We start from the raw sequence: 13,279 nt of genomic DNA on the forward strand, positions 1-13,279 counted from the left end.
TCCTCTCAAAAGTAAAATGATAAGTACTAAGGAGTTGTGATGCCTCAAGCGCTAAGTAAAGTGGAGCTGGATAGAGCCGAAGCGCTTCTAGAGTCGGCCGGTCCGAGTGCGATGTATGAGTATCTGGCCGCAAAAGGTTACCGGTATGCTGAGTTGGCAAGCGGAGTGTCGAAGGGAGATACCCTGGCAGGTGCAGCGGCGATCAGCTTTATGAAAATGACAGCGTCGAATGCAGGTACTCCGGTATCTGACGCAGATGTTGCGCGCATTTTGAAACAAATGGCAGGGCAGTATATATTGGCTTTGAATAAAAAGCTTGAAGGCACTGAAGGCGGCACGCTTTCTTCTGATGTGACACACGATGAAGCGTGGAAATTTCATAGTAGCGTATTTAAAGCTAATGGCCTGCCGGAAGATGCATGGACATTGAATTCTGTATTTTCTAATATCACAGAAAATACCAGGGAGACCTATTGGAAAACTGTTCTTGATTCTGCTGGCGACATTAAAAAAGAGCTGATGTTGGCGATTAATACTGTCCAGCTTATGTCGCTCGCGAGCGTGGCCGGCTCTGAGGCGAATAAAACACTCGCTCAAGGCTGGATTAATAAGGTCGACTCCCCAACTGGGTATTACAATGTGGTTACCCAGTTACTGAACAGCGCGAACGATCCTGCTCGACCCGACGCGAAGACTACGCTCGACAATATCCGTAAAATAGAGATAGAGCCAAATGGCGACATGATCTTGACGGTTCCCCTTTCATCATCTTCTGTCGGTGAGGCCACGCTGCTTTATACGAAAGATAGCGTTCAAGTCAGCGTCGCAGGTATTTCGTTGATGGAAGTACCCAAGGACTCGATCATTTCGGTCGGTAAACAAAATGTTTCCGTATCACACAGCTATGGCGACTTGTCGGCGGCCTATCGCTTGACGGCTCAAGGTGTGGTCGTCGCGTGGAAAAACGCCGAGGGTGGATTAGCGGTAGAACAGACTTACGGTTTCGATGGGCTGCCGGTAAACACTACCTGGAAACAGAACGGTCAAACCTTCACGGGCCCTGCGCCCGATCTGGCTGCGTTTATCAGCCAGACGTCTACCCAAACTGGCGCGTTGGTCTTGTCCCAGACCGTAGCATCCCAGCAGGCACAGACCGGCACGCTCCTGAATACGTCCGCCGAGGGTGCGATCGCCGCTGCAGAAAATGCCCTGTCCTTGAAGGCTCTGCAGCATCGCCTGGCCCAGGAGCCCTATTCTGATCGCTGGTCACCCACTGCGTTGGGCGCCAGTATTCCTTTTGCACTGAGGTTGTCGAACGGCTTGCAGGCGGCCATCCAGCAAGTACTCAATATCGCTCAACAGGGCTGGAGCACTTACAACGTTGGCATCGTCACCATCCTACCATTGGAGGTGTCGGGTTCTGGTCGATACCACCTGCCGCTGGTGCTAGACCTGACGGGGAGTGGCATCAAACTGCTGCCACCGTCACAAAGTAACGCAGTGTTCGATCATAACGCCGATGGGGCAAAAAGCGCGGTGGGCTGGGTCGGGGCGGACAATGGCATCCTGGTGTTTGACACCAACGGCAATGGGGCTATCGACAATGCAACCGAGTGGTTTGGTGAGTCCTTCGCGGTACCGGGAAGCAAGGCGCCGGTTGGGCAAAATGGCTTTTCGGCGCTCGCGACGCTCGCCGCTGCCGGGAGTACGGTTTTTTCTCGGGATACCGCGTTGATCAACCCTTTGACCGGCGGCAGTTACTTTGACGGTGTCAAAGTATGGGTCGACGCGGATCAGAATGGCATTTCCACGCCTGACGAATTGAAAACATTGACGTCTCTGGGTATCGCATCCATTGACCTGATATCGACGCATGACGGCCGTCAGGTGGGAGGGGGATTAATTGATTCCACCGCCGGTTTTACGTTCACCAATGGCACACGAAGAGATATTGCCGATATTGGGTTGGCCGAGAAAACCGAGGCCGCTCAAGGTGCAGCCCCCATCAACCCAGGCACCCTGATATTTGCCGATTACGCCTCCAAAGGTTATGCGGCGATGGCCGCAGGCCAGGCGCGCGGGGCTGACGCGGCTCTGGCAACGACGGCGCCTGACTTTGCAGGTTATACGGCCGCGTTGCAGGCCTGGTCAGTCAAGCAGCGTTATCGCAGCAGCCAGGGTTTTCCCAACCTTTTGCTCGGGGTGCGTGACCGAACGCTCATCACCTTCTATGAAGGTGAAAGCGGTGCCGAACAGGGGAGTACTGCCGGTAAGGAGGTACTGGCATTGCTACAGCAGGGCTCGACATACTACGGCACTGTTCGCTCCACCCTGCAGGCCATTGATGCCGGCGCGATAGCGCTGGGGCAGGCGCAAACTGCGGCGCAAATAGCCAACGCCGTGCCGAGCGCTGAGGCGCGTTCGACCGCCCAAGCCAAGGCACATTCTGCCGCTGTCGCCTGGGGCGCCGCAGCGACCTCGTATTTGACCACTTCAGAGGCGTGGGCGGCTTACACCGGCAGGTTGGAAGCCTTGCGCGGTCAGGTGAACAGTCTGGTTCCGGTCAATAAGAATTCAATCGGCCATTTACCCGGGAATAATACTTTTTTCTCCCCCGATGATGCGGGTTTTGCTGCGGATACCTTTACCGCTTACGCCGCCTTATTGCAATTGTCCAGGGACCTCAAAGTCGGTATCGACACGTCTCTTGGGGCGTTCGCGCAATCGGCGGGTTACGCCAAGGCCTACAACGGTGTGGCGGGCGGGACAGTGACCGTCGACAAAGGCTACAACCTGATCCTGGCGGGCAACGGCGCACAACGTTTCGTGCTCAATACCAGCGTCGATAACGTGCTGGTCAGCCAGGCTTCCGGGCAGGTGACTTTGCAAGGATTTCAGGCTGGCAGCGCTGGCGATCAGGTTCAGTTGCTTGGACTTGGCGATAGCGCCTCTCTCATTCGCACCCAAGATGGCCTGCGTGTAATAGCCGCCGACGGCCAACGGTATGTTGATCTATTGGGCGCCAATGCCTCGGACTTGAGCCTGTTTGCCAATTTCAGCGGTGTACGCACACTGTCGTTTGCCGGCTATTACCAGGCCGGAGTACGCAGCCTGCGAAATAACGGGCTCAACGACGGCCAAGTGCATATCAACGAGATCATCGCCTCACGCTACGGCGATACGCTGATAAGTGGCGATTGGAGTTCTGTGCTCAGGGGCGGCATTGGCAACGATACTTTTTTGGTAACCGGGCGAGGCGCTTGGGTAGATGGTGGGGAGGGCATCGATGTCGTGAGCTATACAGAGATAGCCGGCGGTGTGAACGTCAATTTGTCATCAGGACGCGACAGCCTGGAAAGTACCTTGTTCAACATCGATAACATTACCGGCTCTGCGTGGAGTGACACGTTGACAGGTACCACAGCTAACAATGTGTTGGCGGGTGGTCGGGGCAATGACCGACTTGAAGGCGCTGGGGGGAACGACGTGTACGTCTTCGATCGGGGAGACGGCCAAGATAAAGTGATCAATGGTGTCTCGGGCAATACCGGGCCCAGTTCGATACTGAAGTTACAAGCGGGTATAAAGGCGGCCGACTTGTGGTTGGCACGTGAAGGCAACAACCTGCTTGTAGCTGTGTTGGGCAGCCATGACCGCGTCGAAATTCAGGACTGGTTCGCCGCCGACTACCGTAAGCTCGCGGCTATCGAACTGTCCAACGGTCTGCGGCTTGGCAGCGATGCGGTGGAGCTGGCCATTGCCACTCAACAATCCTGGAAACAAGCCAATCCCGGCTTTAATCCCGTAGACCCATTGACGGCCAATAAGCCACCGTCGGTGGACGCTTATTTCACTGCCCATGTGGACGTGCCACTGGTGCCTTCGATTTCAAATGTCGCGCTCGAAACGCGTAGGGTTTATGAGTCGGGCGCGGTCACGCAAGGCGCAGGTCTGGCGACGACGGCCGCCAACCAGGCCGCGGCGGCAATTGCGGCGTTGGGCAGCAAGAGTGCTCAGGCCAGCAGCCTTGGCCGTCAGGTGTCGCTGATTTACCTGGTCCCCAGTATGAACAGCTACCGTTATTACAATAGCCAGGACCCACAGGCCTACATCCTCACGACACAGATCAATTTCGATTCAACCAACCCGATGACGGGCCGTCCTAAAGGAGTCGTCAGCTACGAGCGCATCAGCGCACTGAATGCGGATGCCTTCTACGTAAAGAGTATTTTCGAGGTTTCATTTCCGGCATCCTCGACGACCAGCAACGCCTACCTGGAACGTGGTGTGGGAACCGTTGCGGCCTCTGTTGCAGCCTTTGCATCCATCAGCGGCTCACTTTCGTTGACCACGACGGTTGGGCAAGCTGTAGCGTCATCCGCCAGAGCGCGGCAATCTGCGTTGGGGCAGGCGGTCAACGCGAATGACACGAAAAATGCCGCTACCGCACAGTCTGCGAAAGAGGCTGCGGCCGCATTTGAGCGCGGGTTGACCAGCACGGTTTCGCTGTATCAGGATGCACTGGGCGGCCTGGCAGGCTCATCGTCACTGATCGCTCAAACAGCGGCCAACCTCGCAAGCATCCTGCCGCCAACTGTCATTACGACAACACAACGTTACGTTACCAAGAGTCTATTTCCGCCTTTTACTCCAGCACACTGGGTAACGGTGACCAGCACCAGTCGTTACGAATGGGCGTCTACTGTCGATAGAGACAAAGCCAATGCATTGCTAACTGCTCAGGCGAGTGCACAAGAAGCGTACGCCCAAGCAAGCGCCAGTCTGCAGACTTACAAAACTGCGTTGGGATCGGTGTTGGGTTACGCTGATGTTCAGTTCGTGTCGGGTAGTCAGGTCTCAGCGGTCGCTGGTGCGTCCGCAAGCTTATTGATTTCAGGCGCCGGGAATGGGCATGGCATGACCGGCGGTGCGGGCCGCGATATCTTTTTGTTCACGCAGTCGGCGGGAGCAACCGGGCACCGCATAAATGCTTTTCAGGCCGGAGTCTCAGGCGACCGATTGCTGCTGAGTTCAGCCTCCAGCACGGCTTACCTAGATGAAGATGCTTCGGCGCAGGCCCGTCTGTCTTTCTCGCCAGGCACGCCTTTACTGACCTTAAGCGGGGTCAATCTCAATGCTCTCTCCCTGTACGACAATCTATTAGGTGTTGCTACCGTGGATTACTCCGGTTCAACCAAAGGGATAGTTGCGCAACTTGATTCACTCACTCCACGGGATTTTGATGGCTTTACCCATGTGCAAAACCTCAACGGCAGTGCTTTGGCTGATCGGTTGAATGGTGACAGTCAGGACAACATTCTCAATGGTGGTGCTGGCGATGATGTACTGACCGGCAAGGGCGGAAACAACGTGCTCACCGGTGGCGCTGGTATTGATACGGCCAGCTATGAAGGCGCACCCGCCGGCGTGGTGGTGGACCTGGCTAAAGGCACCGCAAGCAATGGATATGGCGGGGTTGACCGTCTGACGAGTATCGAGAATGTCCTGGGCTCCAGCCACGATGACATCCTCTCAGGAGATGCAGGTAGCAATCGACTCGAAGGAGGGGCTGGCAATGACGTGCTGATCGGCGGTGGTGGCTATGACCACTATGTGATCGCCAGAGGGCAGGGGCACGACACCCTTATCAATGGGATAGGAGAAGCCCGGGGCGCCCTGCACATCGACAATGAGTCCCGTGAGTCGTTGTGGTTTCAGCGGGCGGGTAATGATCTGCGCGTGCAACTATTGGGCAGCGATACCGACATCACTGTGCAGGGCTGGTATGACAACTCCGTCAGCCGGCTGGACAGGATCGCCCTCGGTGGAAGCCATACGGACTATCTACTGGGGACGCAGGTTGACCAGTTGGTTCAGGCAATGGCAGGGTTCAGTGGCAGTCATCCCGGATTTGATCCGAAGGCATCGGGGGTTATCTCAGATGCTTCGTTGCTGGCAACGTTGAGCAGTAGCTGGTTGACGAGTCCTGCGGCTTAAACATCAGATCTTAGACGCGGTTGGCGTGCAACCGCGTCGTGTTTGACCCTAAAGCATTGCGGCTATCTCCATTAGAGGGACTCTTCGCCATTTTCTGAAAGCCATCTAGTGACCTCTTCTATTGCTGCACCCAGGGCATGCTGGTTGTGCGGAAGCAGAGCGTCTGCCGTGGCGATGTTGGAGTCTGAGTTATTTGGCATGGATTCGTCCTTGATCGAGGCGTCTGCAGAGACTAGTCCATTGCAGCCGGATCATGCTCAACCAATCAATCTCGACGCTTTGTTTTCCGCACCCAAATAGCGCACCAGTCCCATCTCAGAACCATATGGCCTTTTTCAGACGCCAAAAACCACAAACCCCAAACTTTCTCTAGGAAAGCAGTAGTTTGCGCTTACTGAATGTGGCGATGAAGAAGCGATTCGAACTCCCACAAACCTTTCCCACCATCATTGCTTCTTGTGATACATCTTAACTGTCCGCTTATGGCTGTAGATTCAACCGGTCGCTAGCTAACGTCCGCTTTTGGCCCAGAGTGTGTAAAAACTCTTTCTTATCGTGCGTGCTTCAGCCCATTGCTCCTGGGCGTGGCGATTTCCCGATTATTTACCAGGATCAGCGCCGGTAACGCTTCAGAGCGCGTATGAAGCGCTTTGGCACCTCTTGGGGGCAGTAAAAGCCGGGCTTTTACGCCGCCATCGCCTTCAACAAGCCTTCGGTGCCGATGATTTTCATCACCCGCTTCAAGTTATAGGCGAGCACATTCAAGCTCATTTCTGCGCTCACCCCGTTCAGCTTTCGAGTCAGGAAGTGCGTTGCCCCCATCCATTGTTTGAGCGTCCCGAAGGGATGCTCAACAGTCCGTTTTCGAACCCGCATCATCTCCGGTGCTTGGTTCAGCCGGCGTTGCATTTCCCCCAGCACAGCTTCATGTTCCCAGCGCCTTACTCGACGATTTGTGCTTGGCGTGCACTGGGTTTTCAGTGTGCAACTCTGGCACTTTGAACTCCAGTAGCAGTGCATATTCATGCCTTTCTCAACGCTGGAGAATCGCCAGATCAGTGCCTCTCCCGCCGGGCATGTGTATTCGTTTTTCGTCGAGTCATACACGAAGGCATCTTTGTTGAATCGGCCATCAGCCTTGGCGCTTGAAGTCATTGGCTTAGGCACGTAGGCCGTGATGTTTGCGTCGTGACAGGCAAGGATTTCTTCACCCTTGAAGTAGCCTCGGTCTGTAGTGGTCAACTAATCCCGGACACGACGTTAAGTTTTTCCTCGGCCCGCGCTGGTGCCAACCCCTCGTTGAATTGGTGAGGCCGAATCCAGTTGTAGCGATGCATCAAAAAATGGCTGATATCGCGCTGTGCTTCCTGCGCAGTTCGATAGCCCACGGTCGGTATCCATTCTGTTTTCAAGCTGCGAAATACGCGCTCCATCGGTGCGTTATCCCAGCAGTTTCCTCGTCGACTCATGCTCTGGCGCATGCGGTATCGCCACAACCGCTGGCGAAAGAGTCGGCTTGCATATTGCGATCCTTGGTCTGAGTGGAATAGCAGATCCGAAGGCCTGCCACGCTGCTCGTAGGCCATATCCAACGCTTTGATCACCAGCTCAGCGTCTGGCTTTTCCGACAGCGCCCAACCCACGATCCGACGCGTACAAAGATCCAAGACGACAGCCAGGTAATGCCACTTTCCTTGCGCCCAAATGTAGGTGATATCGCCGCACCAGACTTGATTGGGCGCTGCCACATCGAACTCGCGGTTCAATGTGTTCGGGATATCGAGTCTTTCTACTGTTGCTCGTTTGTAGGCATGGGAGCCGGGTTGTTTGCTGACTAAATCAAGCTCGCGCATCAAGCTACGCACTTTGAATCGACCGAGTTGCTCGCCGTCTTCACGCATCAGCGACAGAATGCTACGACTGCCCGCAGAGCTGCGACTTTGCGAGAACAGCTCACTGACGCGACTACGTAATCGAAGCCGTTCAACATCGGGCGTGCGGCGCCGCAGGCGCTGGGCGTAGTAACACGAGCGAGTGACGTCAAACACCTTGCACAGCCAATCAACCGGCTCATGGGCGCTCAACTGGTCAATCAGCGCGAACGCTCGTGATCTTCCGACATCAAGAGCGCGGTAGCCTTTTTTAGTATTGATTTCTCTCGCTCAAGCCGAGCAATCCGGGCTTCCAGCTCCTGAATTTTTTGCTGCTCCGACGTCAGTGCCTTGCTCTGCGGAGTGATGCCTTTATGTTCTTTCTGAATCTGGTCAACCCAGCGGCGCAATGCCGACTCACCAATGCCGAGTGAACGGCTGGCTTCGATGTAGCTGTAGTTTTGTTTGAGCACAAGGTCGGCAGCCTCGCGCTTGAATTCAGGAGTAAAGGAGCGGCGTTGTTTGGTCATCTGACACCTCGATCTGGCGAGCATTCTCGCCTAAATGGGGGGCCGGTTTCATTAGACCACTACATGTTGTCAAGTAACGTGGATGGGACACGAAATGCCAAATTAGTGGCGCAATTTACTGATGGAAATGTTTCGAAGATTAAAACGAGTACCTTGTTTCCCGCATCGTGGACTGATGCGCAAACTATGAGTGCTGTTCGGGCTACCGGAAATGGCCCGGCGCTCGCGACTAGATCCGATGGTGCCTCGTTGCATCAAACGACAGTTAACGGTGTTAAAGTTGAGGTGATCAAGGTGGGGGATCGCGTTACTGCTGGCTATCCTTGTGGCAGAGGATGCACGGATCCAACGAAATTTTGATAGGTGAAATATGTTTAAAGAGTATGAATTTTTGCTGGATTCGATAGGGTCAGAAGATTATTGGTCGGATGTAGGTATTGATATCGCAGCCTCCAAAATCTCTCAGTTTGATAGTTTGAGTTGGGGTAAACTTGAGTATGCGCTTTCAGTGAAGTCTGAAATGTGGCGAGGTCGGTGCGCGGAGTCCCTTGGGGACTCGAATGATGAGCGGGCTCTGCGTATTCTGTTAGCGCTTCTAAAGGCTGAGGAGGAATCGGTTGTCATTCATGCAATTGAATCAATTGAATCAATTTTTTTAGCTGGCTATATTTTCGATAGGTCGCAGGCCATACTCGCTCTAAATGAGGGTTTTAAGGAAGGGAATCGAACGTTAAAGCTAATGAAGACTACATTGGCTAAGAAGTTAAGTGAGTAGTAATTGTGGAGAAAGGAAGAACGAGGTAGATGACGCGCAAATCCTAGTGCCGGTGCTCTATCTAGCCCGGGCCGACAATCGCCTCGCGCCGAGGGGCGGGTTGATCGCCGGTAACAATCCGAACCTGATAGCCGGTGAAGATCTGCTTAACGCCGGCGCGCCGTGTGCTACCAATAACCTGTCGGCGAATTCCAGCAACGACCTTTCCAACAGCGGCCTGATCGGAATTTAAATAAAACTGTCGCCTTTATTCGGTCCCCAGTCCTCTTTATTCCGAACTGCTGAGGCCTTGAAGTCCGCCATGTGGAACTCGACCCGGTCATACACGCACTCGAGGCTGCACGACAACTGACAGCGGGCGCCTCCTTTTCCTACAGATCATTGCTTTGCCACGCTTTGACAACCCAATTCAACCCGACTAACTTTCGTGGCGTGCTGCGCTCATGCGGCTCACGCTATGCAGCAACCCTATATCTCCACCACGTTCTTCAGTGGCACCGTTGCGACTAACAGCTAGCAAATGACTGTTAATCATTGGGTCCCTGGTTCGAGTCCAGGTCGTGGAGCCAGACATTGAGAAAAGCCTGCAGAGATGCAGGCTTTTTTTTGCTTGGAATTTGACCCAGCAACCAAAGTGCACAGCGTGATTTGCATGAAGCGGTCTCTAATACTTCGATTCAGAGGTATGCCCCATGAAAGTCACCGCAGTCGTTTCAACCAAAGACAGGCCGGGTAAAACCACGGTTGGCGCCAATCTGGGCGGATTTTGCGCCGATGCAGGCATCCGCACACTGCTCATCGATCTTGATACCTGATCCCAGCGATAAGTGGATGTGTGCGGCAACATCGTGCAGCAGACTTTTGAGGTAGGTATTCCGCGCTCCCTAGCCAGCAAAAATCATATTGCGCGAGCACTCAAATCACTGTCGATTTCTCGGTGGAGACGTCGTTGTAGTCAGCTTACGATAGCGCGATCTGCACCTGTCTTCTCTCACCGGGGTACTACTGAATGATGCGACTAAGTACGGTTTTTCGTAACCTTCACCAGGATAATTTGTTGGTACTTGCCAATGTGAGTGATGCCGGTAGCGCACGTATTGTCGAGAGCGTGGTGAGTAAGGCGGTGGCGACCAGCATTGCTGAGTTCTTATAGGGTGCAAACAACGCGCTCGCCAAGAGGTTCTTGCGAACGGGAAGGCTGTTTGAGCACCCATTGGACGCATTTACATACAGCGATCTGAATGGCCTTATGGCAAACACCAACTGAGCCAAGATTAATCATTCACGTATTAATCTGCGATCAGCCTGAAAATTGCCACTGTTTCCCGCGTCTAAAAAACGATTTTCACGCCCAATGCAGGACGAGGCTACGATCTATGAGATCTTACAACAACGATCTTCCGCCCAGAGGCGAGATGGTCAGAGCGATGCTGTGTAGCGACAGCGCCTATGAGGGCGTTTTTTTTACTGCTGTCAAAACTACAGGTATTTTTTGCCGCCCTACGTGTGGTGCACGCAAGCCAAAACCTGAGAATGTAGAGTTTTTTTCGCAGGCGAACGAAGCTATGGCAGCGGGCTATCGGCCGTGCTTACGATGCAAACCGTTGGATCTCGCAGCTTCCGCGCCAGATTGGGTCAAGGGTCTACTAGCCTCTATATCTGCGTCGCCTGATGCTCGCTGGAGTGATGCTGAACTAACTAAGCGTGGTATTGACCCGCTACGATTACGCAGGTGGTTCAAACAAAATTTTGGTATGACTTTTCATACATGGATGCGTTCCAGAAGGCTTGGTATTGCCTTAGGTCGCATTGCTGTGGGCGAAACGCTGGATAACACGGCTTTTGACTTAGGATACGAGTCATTAAGTGGCTTTAGAGATGCTTTCAAAAAAACATTTCAGATTTCCCCTGGCAAGGCAGCCGAAACGTCGCTCCTGCTATATCGCCATTTGACCACGCCATTGGGGCCGATGATTGCTATGGCAGAGGAGCGAGGTTTGGTGCTCCTCGAATTTCTTGACCGCCCGGCGCTCACTGCTGAGTTAAATGAATTGCGTGGGCGTCATGGGTATTCAATTGCACCGGGCGAGCATCCCCACATCAAGCAGATCGAAGTGCAACTGAAACTTTATTTTGATGGAAAGCTAAAAAAGTTTTCAGTACCACTGCACATGCCAGGCAGTTCTTTTGACATGCTTGTGTGGGCAGAGCTTCTAAAAATCGACTATGGGACCATTTCAACCTACGGTGCCATCGCTGGGAGCATCGGCAAGCCAGGTGCAAGCCAAGCGGTGGGCAATGCAAATGGACACAATCGCCTGTCCATTGTCGTCCCCTGCCACCGCGTCATAGCGACAAATGGTGCACTCGCCGGATATGGCGGCGGACAGCCACGGAAAGAATTTTTACTGCGTTTGGAAAAAACGGCTTTGCAGATGACGCAACAGCATGAATTCCTATTGAATTAGTTGCTAATCAGAATATACGCAGACACGACAGCTCCTCAGATTGTCTTTCTGTAAGCGTCCGGGAGCATTCCTTGCCAGCGCCTGGTTGACCCGGCAATCCAGGCGCACAACGTGATTTGCAGGAAGCCGTCTTACGACCAGAACCTAACCGGTGACAAATGAATGTCCTGCTATTATAATTTGATTATCATTGATCGATTTAGGCGACAGGCAATTCCATGGAAAACAAGACTGCACGACTGACTGTGCTCATTGATCCCGTCAAGAAAAAAGCCCTAGAGGAACTTTGTGCGTCTCAGGATCTGACGCCTTCTCAGGTCGTTCGTCAGCTTATTAGGGACTACCTGGAGACGCATGGCGTGTCCTACGCGACCAAAAGCAAAATTGCGGCCAATGGCAAATAATTCATCCCTGTATGAGCGGGCATGACAAATGCCTGCTCATCGCGCCTCATTCACTCCTGCCCCCACGCCTAGCCCTGAGTCTCGTTAATCGGGGCATGGCTGACCAGTGCGCCGCTGAAGTCAGCATGATAATGCTGTGAACCAAGCGCCTGAAGAATCCCTGCCTTGTCGAGCTTGCCAAGCACTTTCTCGTTGGCTTCGCACAGCTTTACGACAATGTTGCGTTTTTGCAGTTGCTCTATCACTTCGAGCAGCGTTTGCAGGCCCGTGATATCCATAAACGGCACTCGCTTCAGGCGAATAATCAACGTCTCGGGATCGGTGTGCGTTTGAGCCAAAGCACGCTCAAGGGTTTCTGCTGCGCCAAAGAAAAGGGGGCCCTCAATGGTGTAAACCAAAACACCGGGAGGAAGATGTGTATGCCCATTCATGCGCAACTCCACCTCCAGCTCTTTTTCGACCATGAGCTGTACCTCCACGGAGGAAGCCATACGACGCATAAATTGCAGCATGGCGAGAATGACCCCAATGTTCACGGCGATCGTCAGATCACTGAAAACGGTCAGGCCGAAGGTGATTAAAAGGATGGCAACGTCTGCTTTTGGGGCGCGTTTGACCATGCGCTTGAAGTGCTTCAGTTCGCTCATGTTGTAAGCGACCACGAACAAGATCGCGGCCAGCGCGCAAAGTGGGATATCCGAAGCCAAAGGAGCCAAGAAGAAGATCAGCAGAATCAACGTGAGGGCGTGCGTAAACCCCGCGATTGGACTATTGCCGCCATTGCGGACGTTGGTTGCTGTTCGAGCAATCGCACCTGTCGCAGCAAAGCCACCAAACAGCGGGGTAACCAGGTTGGCAATGCCTTGGCCGATTAACTCCTGGTTGGAGTCATGTTTGGTGCCGGCCATCCCATCGGCGACAACGGCCGACAACAGTGACTCGATGGCCCCCAGCATCGCGATTGCAAACGCAGGGCCAATCAACTCAATGACCTGTGGCAGCGTTATTTGAGGAAGGCCTATTTGGGGAAGCCCTTGGGGAATGCCCCCAAAGGCACTCCCGATCGTGGCCACGCCGTCGAATTGAAAATAGGCATGCAATGCCGTCACCACGACCATGGCGATCAGTGGGCCAGGAACGCGCTTTACGCCGGGCAGTCTGGGTGTGAGGATCACCAGTGCCAGGCTCAGCAGGGCTAACAGTGTCGTGGGTACATGAAGGCTGGGGAATGCCT

At 53.8% G+C, this 13,279-nt stretch carries 7 protein-coding genes, 1 tRNA gene and 3 pseudogenes; 8 read left to right on the plus strand and 3 right to left on the minus strand.

Annotated features, from left to right (window positions below; genetic code table 11):
- The first annotated feature begins 39 nt into the window (after positions 1 to 39).
- A complete protein-coding gene (locus L9Z73_RS14980; protein ID WP_247402262.1) occupies positions 40 to 5,997 on the plus strand; it encodes a calcium-binding protein in 5,958 nt (1,985 codons plus the stop codon).
- Between the two features lie 684 nt (positions 5,998 to 6,681).
- Here L9Z73_RS14980 and L9Z73_RS14985 read toward each other — a convergent pair.
- Positions 6,682 to 7,227, minus strand: a pseudogene (locus tag L9Z73_RS14985) (transposase); the annotation flags it as partial.
- 8 nt (positions 7,228 to 7,235) lie between these two features.
- Positions 7,236 to 8,398, minus strand: a protein-coding gene (locus tag L9Z73_RS14990; protein ID WP_247402264.1) for an IS3 family transposase whose coding sequence is annotated in 2 segments (ribosomal slippage) — positions 7,236 to 8,143 and positions 8,143 to 8,398 — 1,164 coding nt in all. Because the reading frame shifts where the segments join, the coding sequence is not laid out codon by codon here.
- Positions 8,399 to 8,461: 63 nt separating this feature from the next.
- Between L9Z73_RS14990 and L9Z73_RS31500 the strand changes: the two genes are divergently transcribed.
- The 7 genes and pseudogenes from L9Z73_RS31500 to L9Z73_RS15015 all read left to right on the plus strand — a co-directional run bounded on the left by L9Z73_RS31500 (position 8,462) and on the right by L9Z73_RS15015 (position 12,045).
- Entirely contained in the window at positions 8,462 to 8,758 is a 297-nt protein-coding gene (locus L9Z73_RS31500; RefSeq protein WP_430624292.1) for an EndoU domain-containing protein, read from the plus strand.
- Between the two features lie 10 nt (positions 8,759 to 8,768).
- Positions 8,769 to 9,173: a HEAT repeat domain-containing protein gene (locus L9Z73_RS14995; RefSeq protein ID WP_247402266.1), complete on the plus strand. Its 405-nt coding sequence runs from the start codon at positions 8,769 to 8,771 to the stop codon at positions 9,171 to 9,173.
- A 40-nt stretch (positions 9,174 to 9,213) separates the two neighbouring features.
- A pseudogene (locus tag L9Z73_RS31505) lies at positions 9,214 to 9,396 on the plus strand (hypothetical protein); the annotation flags it as partial.
- 252 nt (positions 9,397 to 9,648) lie between these two features.
- Positions 9,649 to 9,742 (plus strand) — tRNA-Asn (locus L9Z73_RS15000).
- 123 nt (positions 9,743 to 9,865) lie between these two features.
- Positions 9,866 to 9,982: pseudogene (locus L9Z73_RS15005) on the plus strand (ParA family protein); the annotation flags it as partial.
- 567 nt (positions 9,983 to 10,549) lie between these two features.
- Positions 10,550 to 11,641, plus strand: coding sequence for a bifunctional transcriptional activator/DNA repair enzyme AdaA (locus L9Z73_RS15010; RefSeq protein WP_247402269.1), 1,092 nt, complete (start codon positions 10,550 to 10,552; stop codon positions 11,639 to 11,641).
- 218 nt (positions 11,642 to 11,859) lie between these two features.
- Positions 11,860 to 12,045, plus strand: a complete 186-nt coding sequence (locus L9Z73_RS15015) for a ribbon-helix-helix protein, CopG family (protein ID WP_019694382.1) — start codon at positions 11,860 to 11,862, stop codon at positions 12,043 to 12,045.
- 68 nt (positions 12,046 to 12,113) lie between these two features.
- On the opposite strand, the gene L9Z73_RS15020 is transcribed toward L9Z73_RS15015, so the two are convergent.
- Positions 12,114 to 13,279, minus strand: a 1,166-nt coding sequence (locus L9Z73_RS15020) for a SulP family inorganic anion transporter (RefSeq protein WP_247402272.1), incomplete at its 5' end; no start/stop codon positions are given.

This window comes from Pseudomonas emilianonis, from assembly GCF_023072625.1.
GTDB lineage: Bacteria > Pseudomonadota > Gammaproteobacteria > Pseudomonadales > Pseudomonadaceae > Aquipseudomonas > Aquipseudomonas paraveronii.